This window comes from Tamlana sp. 2_MG-2023, assembly GCF_030548465.1.
In the GTDB taxonomy this organism is placed as follows: domain Bacteria; phylum Bacteroidota; class Bacteroidia; order Flavobacteriales; family Flavobacteriaceae; genus Pseudotamlana.
Window position 1 is genome coordinate 199,321 of sequence record NZ_JAUOSF010000005.1, and the last position, 13,539, is coordinate 212,859.

General features: G+C 34.8%; 16 protein-coding genes. 12 read left to right on the forward strand and 4 right to left on the reverse strand.

Going from position 1 to position 13,539, the window contains the following annotated elements:
- Positions 1-6: 6 nt before the first annotated feature.
- The 7 genes from Q4566_RS10295 (at position 7) to Q4566_RS10325 (ending at position 6,612) form a co-directional block, all read left to right on the forward strand.
- Positions 7-759, forward strand: coding sequence for a geranylgeranylglyceryl/heptaprenylglyceryl phosphate synthase (locus tag Q4566_RS10295; protein ID WP_303420837.1), 753 nt, complete (start codon positions 7-9; stop codon positions 757-759).
- Entirely contained in the window at positions 743-1,003 is a 261-nt protein-coding gene (locus Q4566_RS10300; RefSeq protein ID WP_303420839.1) for a thiamine-binding protein, read from the forward strand. The genes Q4566_RS10295 and Q4566_RS10300 overlap by 17 nt, the downstream gene beginning before the upstream one ends.
- Complete coding sequence (pnuC, locus tag Q4566_RS10305) at positions 987-1,619, forward strand: nicotinamide riboside transporter PnuC (RefSeq protein ID WP_303420841.1); 633 nt, start codon at positions 987-989, stop codon at positions 1,617-1,619. The genes Q4566_RS10300 and pnuC overlap by 17 nt, the downstream gene beginning before the upstream one ends.
- Positions 1,580-2,161 carry an ATP-binding protein gene (locus tag Q4566_RS10310; protein WP_303420847.1) on the forward strand — a complete coding sequence of 194 codons (582 nt, stop codon included), beginning with the start codon at positions 1,580-1,582 and terminating at the stop codon, positions 2,159-2,161. The genes pnuC and Q4566_RS10310 overlap by 40 nt, the downstream gene beginning before the upstream one ends.
- Positions 2,148-3,698: a DUF4301 family protein gene (locus Q4566_RS10315; protein ID WP_303420849.1), complete on the forward strand. Its 1,551-nt coding sequence runs from the start codon at positions 2,148-2,150 to the stop codon at positions 3,696-3,698. The genes Q4566_RS10310 and Q4566_RS10315 overlap by 14 nt, the downstream gene beginning before the upstream one ends.
- Positions 3,699-4,106, forward strand: a complete 408-nt coding sequence (arfB, locus tag Q4566_RS10320; protein ID WP_303420851.1) for an alternative ribosome rescue aminoacyl-tRNA hydrolase ArfB — start codon at positions 3,699-3,701, stop codon at positions 4,104-4,106. It begins immediately after the preceding gene.
- A 319-nt stretch (positions 4,107-4,425) separates the two neighbouring features.
- Entirely contained in the window at positions 4,426-6,612 is a 2,187-nt protein-coding gene (locus Q4566_RS10325; RefSeq protein WP_303420857.1) for a TonB-dependent receptor, read from the forward strand.
- Between the two features lie 176 nt (positions 6,613-6,788).
- On the opposite strand, the gene Q4566_RS10330 is transcribed toward Q4566_RS10325, so the two are convergent.
- Positions 6,789-7,217 carry a hypothetical protein gene (locus Q4566_RS10330; RefSeq protein ID WP_303420858.1) on the reverse strand — a complete coding sequence of 143 codons (429 nt, stop codon included), beginning with the start codon at positions 7,215-7,217 and terminating at the stop codon, positions 6,789-6,791.
- A gap of 429 nt (positions 7,218-7,646) precedes the next feature.
- On the opposite strand from Q4566_RS10330, the gene greA reads away from it, so the two are divergent.
- Both greA and Q4566_RS10340 read left to right on the forward strand, forming a co-directional pair.
- Positions 7,647-8,120 carry a transcription elongation factor GreA gene (greA, locus tag Q4566_RS10335; RefSeq protein WP_303420859.1) on the forward strand — a complete coding sequence of 158 codons (474 nt, stop codon included), beginning with the start codon at positions 7,647-7,649 and terminating at the stop codon, positions 8,118-8,120.
- 144 nt (positions 8,121-8,264) lie between these two features.
- A complete protein-coding gene (locus Q4566_RS10340) occupies positions 8,265-8,654 on the forward strand; it encodes an HIT family protein (protein WP_303420860.1) in 390 nt (129 codons plus the stop codon).
- On the opposite strand, the gene Q4566_RS10345 is transcribed toward Q4566_RS10340, so the two are convergent.
- A complete protein-coding gene (locus Q4566_RS10345) occupies positions 8,649-8,990 on the reverse strand; it encodes a hypothetical protein (RefSeq protein WP_303420861.1) in 342 nt (113 codons plus the stop codon). The genes Q4566_RS10340 and Q4566_RS10345 overlap by 6 nt on opposite strands.
- Before the next feature lie 2 nt (positions 8,991-8,992).
- Positions 8,993-10,144, reverse strand: coding sequence for a HAMP domain-containing sensor histidine kinase (locus Q4566_RS10350; RefSeq protein ID WP_303420862.1), 1,152 nt, complete (start codon positions 10,142-10,144; stop codon positions 8,993-8,995).
- A 395-nt stretch (positions 10,145-10,539) separates the two neighbouring features.
- On the opposite strand from Q4566_RS10350, the gene Q4566_RS10355 reads away from it, so the two are divergent.
- The 3 genes from Q4566_RS10355 to aat all read left to right on the forward strand — a co-directional run bounded on the left by Q4566_RS10355 (position 10,540) and on the right by aat (position 12,725).
- Positions 10,540-10,917: a DUF3127 domain-containing protein gene (locus Q4566_RS10355; protein ID WP_303420863.1), complete on the forward strand. Its 378-nt coding sequence runs from the start codon at positions 10,540-10,542 to the stop codon at positions 10,915-10,917.
- Between the two features lie 189 nt (positions 10,918-11,106).
- Entirely contained in the window at positions 11,107-12,063 is a 957-nt protein-coding gene (locus Q4566_RS10360) for a Fic family protein (protein WP_303420864.1), read from the forward strand.
- Between the two features lie 35 nt (positions 12,064-12,098).
- A complete protein-coding gene (gene aat, locus Q4566_RS10365; protein WP_303420865.1) occupies positions 12,099-12,725 on the forward strand; it encodes a leucyl/phenylalanyl-tRNA--protein transferase in 627 nt (208 codons plus the stop codon).
- Between the two features lie 20 nt (positions 12,726-12,745).
- Here the strand turns inward: aat and Q4566_RS10370 are convergent, their stop codons facing one another.
- Positions 12,746-13,438 (reverse strand): DUF2490 domain-containing protein, encoded by a 693-nt coding sequence (locus Q4566_RS10370; protein WP_303420866.1) that lies wholly within the window; start codon positions 13,436-13,438, stop codon positions 12,746-12,748.
- Positions 13,439-13,539: the final 101 nt, after the last annotated feature.

Sequence of the window (13,539 nt, forward strand, 5' to 3'; positions counted from 1 at the left end):
ATTGTGATGAATAATAAAATATATCAAAACATACTAAATTCGGTTTTGGAGAAAGAAAAACTACTAGCTGTTTTAATTGATCCTGATAAATTTACTGTGGAGAAAGCTGAAAGTTTCCTTGCGAAAGTGAACGCTTCTATAGCAACACATATTTTTGTAGGTGGTAGCACGGTGGATGATTTTGTAACCGAAATATTAGTTGTTGAAATAAAAAAACATACCAATTTACCGGTGGTTTTATTTCCTGGTGATGTGACACAAATTACGAATAGGGCTGATGCTTTGTTGTTTTTGTCGCTGTTATCTGGTAGAAATCCAGAATATCTCATAGGAAAACATGTGCAAGCAGCATCAAAATTAAAGGGTAGCAGCTTAGAAATCATTCCAACAGGCTATCTTTTAATTGAAAGCGGAAAAGTAACAGCTGTAGAACGGGTAACTGGTGAAAAACCTCTAGGTCGTTCTGATGTTCAGGAAATAGTTGATACCGCTTTTGCAGGACAGTTGCTTGGCATGAAGTTGATTTATCTCGAAGCCGGAAGTGGTGCCAAAGATCCGTTGACAAATGAAATTATTTCTGAAGTAAAAAAAATAGTGCAACTTCCAATAATTGTTGGAGGAGGAATAAGAAGCAAACAACAGTTGGATGCCGTTTATAAAGCTGGAGCAGATTTAGCCGTAATTGGAACGGCTTTTGAGCAGGATGAATTATTTTTTGAAGAGTTAAAAAAAGACATATACTATGAAAATATCCGTTGAATTAACATTAACGCCTATTCAAGACGAATACGAGCCAGCAATTATAAATTTTATCAAAAAATTACGAGCATCAGATTTAACCGTGCTTGAAAATCCGTTAAGCACTCAGGTTTATGGCGATTATGATGCTGTTATGCAATTGCTCACCGTTGAAATTAAAGAAGCTTTTGAATTGATTGAACGCGGTTTGCTTTATATGAAAATCGTAAAATCTGACAGACAAGATTATGAGCCACATTTTTGATTGGTTTTTTTCGCAGTATCAGGGCATTCCAACGCATCTCATTATCTTAGAAATGCTTGGTGTGTTTTTTGGTTTCTTAAGTGTTTGGTATTCTAAGCAAGAGAATATTTTAGTGTACCCAACAGGAATCATCAGTACGGCGATTTTTGTGTATATCTTATTGGTTTATGGCCTTTTGGGTGATATGATTATTAATGCTTACTATTTTATCATGAGTATTTATGGTTGGTATTATTGGACCAGAAAAGACGCCTATAATAACGAAGTTCCTGTAACGGCAACCACGAAAAAAGAACATTTTTGGAGTGTACTCATTTTTCTTTTAACCCTTGGGTTTATTGTCGTAGTGTATGCTGTGTTTGATAAATTTAACACCTGGACCGCTTACGTAGACACGCTCACCACAGCTATATTTTTTGTTGGCATGTGGCTAATGGCTAAAAAGAAGCTAGAAAATTGGGTATATTGGATTATTGGCGATCTCATTTCGGTGCCACTTTATTTGTACAAAGGCTTAGTATTTACCTCGTTTCAGTATTTAATTTTTACAGTAATTGCCATTTATGGCTATAAAGCATGGAAGAAAAGTTTAGACAGCAACCCGCAAATTGTATAAAAGTGGTGTTGTTTGGCCCTGAATCTACAGGAAAGACGACACTTTCTAGGCAATTAGCACGACATTATCATTCGGTTTGGGTGCCTGAGTATGCGCGCGAGTATCTTCAAAATAAATGGAATAACGAACGGAAAACCTGCGAGCCTAAAGATTTACTACCTATTGCCGAAGGGCAAATGCGCTTAGAAAATGAACTGGCGAAAAAAACAGATTCGGTGTTAATTTGCGATACCGATTTGTTGGAAACGAAGGTCTATTCTGAAGTGTATTACCTGGGAAGTTGCGACCCCATTCTTAAAAAATATGCCTTAGAAAACAGCTACAATTTGTATTTTTTGACCTATATTGATACGCCTTGGGAAGCAGACGATTTAAGAGATAAACCCAACCAACGTGAAGCCATGTTTGAAGCATTTCAAAATGAGCTCATTAAGTATAATAAACCTTATGTTTTACTGAAAGGAAGTAAGGCCGAACGTCTTGAAACCGCAATAAAACACATTGATAAATTAATAAAAGAAGAACACCATGTTTCTAGATAAGGATGTTGAGCAGATTTATAAAAAAGGAATAACCATTGATCAAGTAAGAGGTCAGATTACGCGTTTAAAAGATGGAATGACACATTCCGAATTAGTTGGTGCTGCAACAATAGGAAAGGGTATTGAAAATTATAATGAAGCCGAAACTGAAAAGTTAATTCAATTTTATGACATCAATAAAACTGAATTATCTATGCTCAAGTTTGTTCCAGCTTCTGGGGCAGCTACTCGAATGTTTAAGTTTTTATTTCAGTTTCTGAAGAATTACAACCCTACGAAAGAAACTATTGAGGCCTATGTAGATAAACAAACCAATGTACTCGTTGATACTTTTATTTCAAATTTCAAATTATTCCCTTTCTATGAGGAGGTGCTTAAATTGACTCATGAAAGACATTCAGGTTTCGATAATTTATCCAGAGGAGAGCGCTGTGTTGAATTTGTGAAAACCATGGTTGATGAAGATGCCTTAAATTATGCTTCTTTACCAAAAGGATTGTTGCCTTTTCATCAATATGATGGGGTGAATGTTACAGCATTTCAAGAACACTTATTTGAATCGACTTTATATGCGTCTTCAGGAGGGAGTTCAAACTTACATTTTACGGTTTCAGAAAAGCATCATGATTATTTTAATAATGAACTGAAAAAAATAAAACAAGGTTTACAAGAAAAAACAGGCACCGTTTTTAATGTGTCTTTTTCTTATCAAAAGGAAGAAACTGAAACGGTTGCACTTACCACAAAAGATAAAGTTTATAGAAACGATGATGGCTCTATTTTGTTCAGACCAGCAGGACATGGTGCTTTGTTAGAGAATCTAAATGATTTGGATCATGATATTATTTTTATAAAAAACATAGATAATATTGTTGTAGCCGATCAAAATGTTGAGGTTTCGAGATATAAAAAATTGCTTGCAGGGGTATTATTAGAAGCCCAAGGAAAAGTGTTTGAGTATTTACACAAATTAGATTCAGGTAATCTTACCGATGCCGATTGTCAGTTAATGCTTGTGTTTTTACGCTACCGCCTTAATGTGCCGGTAAATGTTGATTTTGAAACGCTTTCAACTTCAGAGAAAATAGATTATTTACGACTGAAACTAAACCGCCCAATTCGTGTTTGTGGCATGGTTAAAAATCAAGGCGAACCTGGTGGCGGACCATTTTGGGTTAAGGATAAAAATGATGAGGTGTCCCTTCAAATTGTCGAGTTTGCACAAATCGATTTTAGTAAAACAGCCCAACAAGGTATAGTTTATAAAGCCACACATTTTAATCCAACTGATTTGGTTTGTGGTGTGAAAGATTATAAAGGTCAAAAATTTAATCTTAAAGATTACGTCGATTCTGAGGCGGCTTTTATCACGACTAAAACCCAAAACGGCGTTGAAATTAAGGCCTTAGAACTCCCTGGCTTATGGAATGGCAGTATGGCCTTTTGGAATTCTATTTTTGTTGAGGTGCCTCTAGAAACCTTTAATCCTGTAAAAACCGTAAACGACCTGCTAAAACCTGCGCATCAAGTGTCTTAAATGTTTGATAAGGAAAATCTCATAAAAGAGTTAAGTTTTAAAGCTATTCGTAGTTCGGGTAGTGGCGGGCAGCATGTAAACAAAGTGTCCTCCAAGATTGAACTTACTTTCGATTTAAACAATACTTTAGTTTTATCTGAAACTCAAAAAAAACGCCTTTTTAGGAAGCTTCAAAATCGGCTGACTAATGAAGGTGTTTTAATTCTACAATGTGATGAAAGTAGGAGTCAGCATAAAAATAAAGAACTTGCCATTACACGCTTTTTGGAGTTGATAACGGAGGGTTTAAAAGTAAGAAAACGCCGTATTCCGACTAAAATCCCGAAATCGGTTATAAAAAAACGACTGAAAAGTAAAAAACAAGTGTCTGATAAGAAAGCAAATAGACGTAAACCTGACATTGATTAAAAAACAGGTATTAAGTCTTGGCTTTTAGGAATTGCTTAGTACTTTTGCAGCGTTCTCAATAAAGGGGTGCTTCTTTCAGTGAACCGTTAAGAGTTTGTAGTGAATCATTTTTTTGCATAGCAATTAATTATTCCTTTTTAACTATTAATTTTTAACTGACACAAAGGGCTGAGATCATACCCATCGAACCTAGAACAGGTAATGCTGTTTAGGAATTTGAATTCATGCCACTTATAAAGTTCGACATAAATTCTAAAAACAAACTAATAACTTTAAAGAATAATAGCCTCTTTTTATTCGATTATAACCATTAATCGATATGAAATCGACTTTAAAAATTGCTATTCAAAGACTGCTGTGTCTTACTGTTTTATTACTTTCAGTAAATGCTTTTGCCCAAGACAATGAGAAGGCTGTAGATTCTACGGTAACCGAAAATTTAGATGAAGTGGTGGTGAAAGCCGTTCGTGTAAACGCCGATTCGCCTATAACACACTCCAATGTTTCTAAAGAAGAATTAGAAAAACGTAATTTAGGTCAGGACATTCCAACGCTTTTAAATTATTTGCCTTCTGTAGTTACAACTAGCGATGCCGGAGCAGGAATTGGCTATTCGGGTATTCGTGTTCGTGGTACCGATGCGACACGCGTAAACGTGACCATTAACGGAATTCCTTACAACGATCCTGAAAGTCAAGGGACGTTTTGGGTGAATTTAGGTGATTTTGCTTCTTCAACCGAGAGTTTACAATTGCAACGTGGTGTGGGCTCTTCAACCAATGGTTCTGGAGCTTTTGGTGCTAGTTTAAACTTGTTAACCGATAATTCTTCAGATAACGCTTCCGCAGAAATTGCTAATAGTTTCGGAAGCTATAATACTAGAAAACATACCGTAAAAATGAGCACAGGGCTTATTGATGATCGTTTTGAGGTCTCTGGACGTTTTTCTAAAATTGACTCCGATGGTTATGTCGATCGTGCTTTTACCGATTTAAAATCATATTTTCTACAAGGAGTTTATAAAGAAGGAAATACTTTAATTAAGGCGTTGACTTTTGGGAATCAAGAAAAAACCTATCAGGCTTGGTATGGTTTAACGGCAGATGAGCTTGAGGAAGACCGTCGCCAAAACCCCTATACTTACGACAATGAAATTGATGCCTATTGGCAAGATCATTATCAGTTGCACTGGAATCAGCGTTTAAACAATCGTTGGTCTACTACTTTGGGTTTAAACTACACGAAAGGCGAAGGGTATTTTGAGCAGTACGAAAGCGAAACTGATGAAATTGATTTATACAACGGTATTGTAGAAGCAACAGACGTTAATGATGACGGTGAACCGATTACCGATGTGATTAGAAGACGTTGGTTGGATAACGATTTTTATGTGGTGAATGCCAATGTAACCTATAAAAATAATGCTCTAGAGGTCATTTCAGGAATTTCATACAATACTTACTCTGGTGATCATTTCGGAGAAGTGATCTGGGCAAGGCAATTTGCGCCAGACGCTGAAATTAGAGATCATTATTATGATGGTGATGCGACTAAGAATGATTTCAGTGTGTTTTCTAAGGCTACTTTTGTGTTTGCCGAAAAGTTCACTGGATTTGTAGATTTACAGGGTCGTTTTGTAGGCTATAAAACTGATGGTATAAATTCCGATGGTGTACCTTTTGTAACTGATGCGAATTTCAATTTCTTCAATCCTAAAGTAGGTTTAACCTATAAACATTGTGACTTCAATAGTTTTTACGCCTCCTTTGCTATTGCGAATAGAGAACCAAATAGAGATGATTTTAAAGCAGGAATTACCGAAAATGAAACGCTTAATGATATTGAATTGGGTTGGCGTTATAATAGCGAGAAAGTAAGTTTAAATACTAACTTGTATTACATGTTTTACCAAAATCAATTGGTTTTAACAGGTGAATTGGACGATGTTGGGAGCCCAATTAGAGCCACCAGTGGAAAAAGTTACCGATTAGGTCTTGAGGTTGATGCTAATATTATGTTTACCGATAGATTCAGTATGAATACTAATGTGACGCTAAGTAGCAATAAAAACAGAGATTTTACAACGTCTATAGATGGTGAATTGGTAGATTTGGGAGAAACCAATATTTCATTTTCACCAAATATCGTGGTTGGAAATGCCTTTAACTTTTCACCAATAGAAAATTTACAACTATCATGGTTAAGCAAATTTGTTGGTGAACAGTATATGGGGAATACCGATAACGAGGAATCGAAACTTGCTGACTATTTTGTAAACGATTTAAGTGTTACGTATGTGATTAAACCTAAAAAAATATTTAAAGCTATTGTGATTTCAGGATTAGCTAATAATATTTTCAATCGTGAATATGTGTCCAATGGATATTTTGGTTCTTACGATTACCCAGATTCTTCAAGTGCAACAGGAACTACAACAGGTTATTACGCGGGCTATTATCCGCAAGCCACGGCTAACTTTTTATTAGGTCTTAATTTGAAGTTTTAAGAATAAGTAGAAAAATAAAATGAGACGATTTGAAAAGTCAATATGCCGTCAACCTGAACTTGATTCAGGTTCTCATAATGCATGGTTATCAATATGATGAGATTCTGAATCAAGTTCAGAATGACGAATTTAATACCTTTTAGAGTTCTTGTTTTTTTGTAAAAAAGATATTTTATCTAGTTAGAAATATAAATAATATTTCCACTTTTATTTACGGGGTAAAATTTCAAAGCACAGGATAAAGCATCATTATTATCTGGTTCTCCGGTTATAAAATTATAACGGTTCCCATCACCACAACCACATTCGCCGAAAAGTCCTTCTGGCTCAATAGCAGAGCATGCGCTAGGAGCATGATTAGGGTCGCTAGCATCCCAAGCCATATAATTACCTCCAATATGCGCAACAATAACGCCGTTGTTTCCTATATTCGGAATGTAAATAGAGTTACCGTCAAAATTTAATTGGCTATACTGCGGAAGGTTTAAATCGATTTGGTAATTCACATTAATTTCGAGTAAAAAATTACAGTTGTCGTTGTCGTCGTTATTACTGCCGCAATTAAGAAGCAAAGCGAAACAAAGAAATATATATAGTGGTTTCATAATATCACAAAATAAGGCGCAATTTACAATAAAAAGAAAACAGCGGCTGTTAAATTTTATTGTTTAACGCAGGTACTTTTATTGTAATTACTTTTTTAGAGGCTAGTAAATAATTATACAGATTTTTAGGTGAAAACAAGAAATATATTAAATTATGTTCTCTTGTCAGTTCGAGTCTACCTATCGGAAGACAGGCGCAGTCGAGAACGTTTCGGAGTTATAGTAACCAATCTCGACTGCGCTCGATTTGACATGCTCCTTAAAATTTAATTTTTCGTAACTAACTGACGACCTCTAAATATATGATTTAAATATTTTGTATATTTGTAGGACAATCTCGTGAAAACGGGATTTTTTTGTTTGCTGAATCCTTTAACGCGGTTATGTTAAAGTATCTCAGCATCTTTTATTAAGTAAAACAATGAAGTTATGAGTAAAGCATCGTACTATACACCAGAGGGATTAAAAAAATTGAGAGACGAGTTAAGGCAACTTAAAGATGTTGAGCGTGTAAAAGCATCGAAAGCCATAGCTGAAGCAAGAGATAAAGGAGATTTAAGTGAGAATGCCGAATATGATGCCGCGAAAGAGGCACAAGGTATGTTAGAAATGCGAATTTCCAAGTTAGAGGACGCTTTAGCCGGGGCACGTGTTATTGATGAGTCGCAAATGGACACGTCTAAAATTTTAGTGTTATCGAAAGTGAAAATAAAGAACCAAACCAATGGCATGGAAATGAATTATACCTTGGTTGCTGATGGTGAAGCTAATTTAGCTACAGGAAAAATTTCTGTAAATTCTCCTATCGGTAAAGGTTTACTAGGTAAATCGGTTGGCGATGTTGCCGAAATTCAAGTGCCTAATGGCGTGATGAAATTTGATATTGTTGAAATCTCAAGGTAGATTTTAATTTTAGAAATTTTCTGTTGAGTATAGTTTAAAGAATTGATATAAAAGATTTCTGTTTTATTTAAACAGGAATCTTTTATATTTACATGGAACTTATCGAGATATGTTCTTAAATCTCTCAAAAATCAAAACGATATTATGGCATCAATTTTCACTAAAATAGTAAATGGCGAAATTCCTTGTTATAAGGTAGCAGAAACCGAAGATTTTTTAGCATTTCTAGATGTTAACCCAAATGCAAAAGGACATACACTTTGTATCCCGAAGCAAGAGGTTGATAAAATTTTCGATTTAGATGAAACAACTTACCATGGTTTAATGGCTTTTTCTAGAGCGGTAGCTTTAGCGTTAAAAAAAGCGGTGCCTTGTAAACGAATAGGAGTTAGTGTTATTGGTTTAGAAGTGCCTCATGCGCACGTGCATTTAATACCACTACAATCAATGGATGATGCGCGTTTTATTCAAAAAGTGTCCATGACTAACGAAGAGTTTCAGTCTTTGGCAGAGGCTATCCAAGCAGAACTATAATACAACTAGGGAAATACTTAAACCAATAAGTGCAATACCACCAATAATAAGCGACCAAGACAATGTTTTCAGCTTGGTTAATGGTGATTTTGGTTCAAATACTTTTTTCTGATAGTCTACAACACGATCGATGTCATCTGTCCATTGTTCTGGGTAAATAGCAGTTTCACAAGTTTTACAATTTAATTCATGCTTAATCTCTGGAGTAATCGCTTTATAAAACGATGTCTCCACTACTTTTTGCTTGAACAATAAGTGTAATCCTTTAGTGTTGTAACACTCAGGACAATTATTATTTAAAGCGACTTCTTTAATCTCTATAAGTCTTTCAGGCATAATTATACAGTGCTTTTTAAACTGATTTGAAAGGTAGTTCCTTTTCCAATCTCAGATTGTAAAACTTTAATTTTTCCGTCATGGAAATCTTCAATAATACGTTTTGTTAATGATAATCCCAAGCCCCAACCACGTTTTTTTGTGGTATATCCAGGTTCAAATATTTTCGTAAAGTTCTTTTTAGCGAGGCCTTTCCCGGTATCGGAAACGCAAACTTTAACGTTGTTTTCTAGTTGGGAGATTTCAACAATTAATTTTCCGCGGCCCTTCATGGCATCAATTGCATTTTTTACTAAATTTTCAATCGTCCAACTGTAGAGTTGTTTGTTTAAATTCACAAAAATTTCTCCATCCGGAACATGTAATTCAAATTCAATAAGATCAGACGAGCGTGCTTTTAAATATTCGTAGGACTGAATGGTTTCCTCAACAAGATTAGCTTTTTCTAAGGTAGGAAGCGACCCTATTTTGCTAAAACGTTCAGTAATGGTTTGCAAACGGTCAATATCCTTTTCCATTTCAATAATATAATCGGGATCTACGTTTTCTGTTTTTAAAATTTCAGTCCAACCAATTAAAGAAGATAAAGGCGTGCCAATTTGATGCGCTGTTTCTTTGGCCATTCCAGACCATAATTTATTTTGTGTGGCGTTCTTATTACTTCTATAAAAGAAGAAAATTACAGCGCCAAAAAGAAAAACGATAAGTAATAAAGCTAAAGGGTAATATTTAAGTTTATTGATTAAAGGCGAGTTACCGTAATAAATCGTGCTATTTAATTTATTATCGAAAATAACTTCAATAGGTTTGTTCTCACTTTTAAAAGTCGCAATTAAGTTGTTAACATAGTTTTGATCAGAAAATCGTGTGTCATCAATATTAAGATAACTGCCTATACTACCGTCTTTGTTAATTTCTAAAACAGGTGTCGTAGTGTTGCTGTTCAATACTTTAAGGGTCAGGTCGAGATTGGTGTTGTCGTCTGAATTAATTAAATCGGTTTGGGCAAACGACCAAATTTCCATTTTGATGCGTTCTTCCTCTTTAAAGTGTTGAAAGAACTCATAAGTTTTCCATAAAATGAGAGAGACAATAGCAAACGATGCGATAATAATGCCCCAACGAAAAGTATTGCTATATTTTGCAAATATCATTGATATCAAAATTTGATTGGTAATATAATGCAAATATGTTAATATTATTGCGCGGACGTTGTGTAAAATAAATTTTCATTGTTGTGCACTTATTTAGGTTTTAACTGAACCAGTTTTAAATTCATTTTATGAAAGCTTTTGTTATTGTTGAAAACTAGATTAAGTTTTCATGTTTTTTTTAGTTAGTTTTGTGAAAATATTTTGGGGAAATTATTCTACAAAGGCCAAAAAAGGTTGTTGGTCAATAAATTACAGGTTTTTTTCGTTTAAAACGGATACGTTAATGCCATAGGCGTTTTGCAATTCATATTGAGATTAGTTTTTACAGTATGTGAGTAACCCCATATTTATTATAGTTTAAGTTAAGAAGTAAAATCAAACATAAATACGAGTAAATGGAAGTTCAAGGAAGAATTAAAATGGTTGGAGAAACACAATCATTCGGAAGTAACGGATTTAGAAAAAGAGAGATTGTAGTGACTACAGATGAGCAATACCCACAGCACATCATGGTGGAATTTGTTCAAGATAAAACCGATTTATTAAACAGCTACCAAGTTGGACAACAAGTAAAAATTAGTATTAATTTACGAGGAAGAGAATGGGTTAACCCTCAAGGTGAAACTAAGTATTTCAACTCTATCCAAGGATGGCGTATCGAAGCTCTACAAGCTGATGCTTCAGGTGGAAACATGCCTCCAGTACCACCAGCAGATGCTTTTGAGCCAGCAGGTGATTTAAAAGAAGAAGACGCAGACGATTTACCTTTCTAAATTAAAGGTGTTTCGCTTTCGCGGAAATAAATACAAAACCTCAATGTTGAAAAACGTTGGGGTTTTTTGTTCCGTCCTATAAAAAAAGCGACATAACTTTACCTTATCCAAGTCAAAAGATCATCTCAAATACCTCCATTCACCCATAAATGGTTGTATCTTTGATAGTATCAAATGATACTATCAAAGATGAAACCGCCTTACGAAATTACACCTCAAATATTAAAACTGATCACTTCAATTTCAGAAAAAATTGGAGCCGTTAATGCGAGCTTTCTAAATCGACCATCACCTAAACTAAGAAAACAGAACCGGATTAAAACCATTCATTCTTCTTTGAAAATTGAAGGAAATACATTAACAGAAGCTCAAATTACTGCACTTTTAGAGCACAAAAGAGTTATTGGCCCCAAAAAAGATGTTGAAGAAGTTTTAAATGCCATTGCCGTTTATGAGCATTTAGAAGGGTGTAATCCTAAAAATGAAAGTTCGTTTCTCAAAGCGCATTTAAAAATGATGAACGGCTTAATTCATGACGCAGGAAAGTATAGAAAACAAGGTGTTGGTATTGTAAAAGGTTCGAAAGTAGAGCATATGGCACCACCATTTGAAAATGTGCCGTATCTAATGAAAGACCTATTTGATTATTTAAAACATGAAGATGAAATAATACTTATAAAAAGTTGTGTTTTTCATTACGAAATGGAATTTATTCATCCGTTTTTAGATGGTAATGGCAGAATGGGAAGATTGTGGCAGACTTTAATATTAATGGAGCAATATCCTGTTTTTGAATTTCTGCCATTCGAGACGCTGATTAGTAATGATCAACAGAAATACTACAAAGCGCTATCTGATAGTGATAAGTCTGGGCAATCCACAACGTTCATTGAATACATGCTTGAAGTTATTGATATGGCAATTAGTGATCTTTTAAATTTTAATAATAGAACTTTAGACCAAGAAGGCCGACTAGAATATTTTTTAGCACTAAGCAAAACAAATTTCACTAGAAAAGATTATATGGCTATTTTTAAAGATATTTCTACTGCAACCGCTAGTAGAGACTTGAAACGTGGATTAGAACTTCAGCTTTTCGAGAAAATTGGAGAAAAGAATAAAACCATGTATAGGTTATTAGCTTAGAAGATTTTAATTTCGATAAATTATTTTCCCACACCATGTTCCACTACCTATCCGATGAATTATGGTTTCCAGATCATGAAGACGCTTTGGCTGACGGCCTACTTGCTGTTGGTGGTGATTTATCAGTGGAACGCTTAATTTTAGCTTATAAAACCGGTGTTTTTCCTTGGTTTAGTGAAGGAGACCCTATTTTATGGTGGTCACCAGATCCACGGTTTGTGTTGTTTCCAGAAAAATTAAAGGTTTCTAAAAGCATGCGGCAAGTACTTCGTAAAGATTATTTTAAGGTTACTGAAAACAAAGCCTTTTTAGAGGTCATGCAATCCTGTTCTAAGATAAAACGAGAAGGTCAAGAAGATACCTGGATCACACAAAGCATGATCGATGCCTATGCTCAACTTCATAAACTAGGTTATGCGAAATCGGTTGAGGTTTGGCAGGAAGGTAACCTTGTTGGCGGACTTTACGGCATCGATTTAGGTAACGGTGTTTTTTGCGGCGAAAGCATGTTTGCTAAAGTGAGTAATGCGAGTAAGGTTGGGTTTATCAGCTTTATTCAAAATCATGATTATAAGCTCATCGATTGTCAAGTGCACACCAACCACCTTGAAAGTTTAGGTGCTGAAGAAATTTCTAGAACAGATTTTTTAGGGTATTTATAAGCTGCTTTTTATTCTTTAAACTATAGCAGAAGAACGGCTGAAGTCAAGAAATATAACCGACTGTACGCCTCTTCATTAAAAGCGTTTAATCGGTATTCAAGCCCTGCTCTGACTTTAAATGTTGTTGAAATTTTCCATGCAACAAGAGCATTTGTTCTTAAACTAGTCGTAGTTGAAGTGTTAGGACTCAAGCTCAATAAACCTTCAATACTACCGGTTAAATAGGTTTCGCCCACATCAAAAGTGTCTCCATTTAGAGGCGTACCTACTTCAAATAAATACCGTTGCCTAAATATAGTGATGTCTTCTAAAAAACGTTGTTCAATTCTAATCTTGTGACGGTAGCGTATTTGTTGGTTGTGTGTTATGTAATTGTATTTTTCTGTGAGCCTAATTTCACTACGCCCGGTATCAAAAACATCTCGATTTCTGTAATAAACGCCCAAGCTTACAACGTTCTTATTGTTTATAATGTAATTGGAGAAATGATAAACGTCAACTTGCTGTTGGTAATATATCCAACCAGGAGGTTCGTAGAGAAAATAACGAGAACGTACTGTGAAATCAACGCTGTATTTTTTAGTAAACGGGTGAATGAGTAATACAGAAGTTTCACCTAGAAAAGCTGAATTATTTTGAGCAGAAACCTTAAAACATCCAAGAATGAAAAAGATAAATAAAGTTCTTTTTATTATGATTAGCTTATTTCTCAAATCCAATGTTTAGGTGGTAGCTTAAATTATTGTTTTTAACAAGCGAGATTCAAAAGTAATTAGATTTAAAGATTTCGGCAAATAGAATTAAAAGGAATTAC

Coding starts and splice junctions, on each gene's coding strand:
- Q4566_RS10325 (WP_303420857.1), top strand. CDS start 4,426: ATGAAATCGACTTTAAAAATTGCTATTCAAAGACTGCTGTGTCTTACT.
- Q4566_RS10345 (WP_303420861.1), bottom strand. CDS start 8,990: ATGCCTGAAAGACTTATAGAGATTAAAGAAGTCGCTTTAAATAATAAT.
- Q4566_RS10330 (WP_303420858.1), bottom strand. CDS start 7,217: ATGAAACCACTATATATATTTCTTTGTTTCGCTTTGCTTCTTAATTGC.
- Q4566_RS10360 (WP_303420864.1), top strand. CDS start 11,107: ATGAAACCGCCTTACGAAATTACACCTCAAATATTAAAACTGATCACT.
- Q4566_RS10300 (WP_303420839.1), top strand. CDS start 743: ATGAAAATATCCGTTGAATTAACATTAACGCCTATTCAAGACGAATAC.
- greA (WP_303420859.1), top strand. CDS start 7,647: ATGAGTAAAGCATCGTACTATACACCAGAGGGATTAAAAAAATTGAGA.
- pnuC (WP_303420841.1), top strand. CDS start 987: ATGAGCCACATTTTTGATTGGTTTTTTTCGCAGTATCAGGGCATTCCA.
- aat (WP_303420865.1), top strand. CDS start 12,099: ATGTTCCACTACCTATCCGATGAATTATGGTTTCCAGATCATGAAGAC.
- Q4566_RS10315 (WP_303420849.1), top strand. CDS start 2,148: ATGTTTCTAGATAAGGATGTTGAGCAGATTTATAAAAAAGGAATAACC.
- Q4566_RS10355 (WP_303420863.1), top strand. CDS start 10,540: ATGGAAGTTCAAGGAAGAATTAAAATGGTTGGAGAAACACAATCATTC.
- Q4566_RS10350 (WP_303420862.1), bottom strand. CDS start 10,144: ATGATATTTGCAAAATATAGCAATACTTTTCGTTGGGGCATTATTATC.
- Q4566_RS10340 (WP_303420860.1), top strand. CDS start 8,265: ATGGCATCAATTTTCACTAAAATAGTAAATGGCGAAATTCCTTGTTAT.
- Q4566_RS10310 (WP_303420847.1), top strand. CDS start 1,580: ATGGAAGAAAAGTTTAGACAGCAACCCGCAAATTGTATAAAAGTGGTG.
- Q4566_RS10295 (WP_303420837.1), top strand. CDS start 7: ATGAATAATAAAATATATCAAAACATACTAAATTCGGTTTTGGAGAAA.
- arfB (WP_303420851.1), top strand. CDS start 3,699: ATGTTTGATAAGGAAAATCTCATAAAAGAGTTAAGTTTTAAAGCTATT.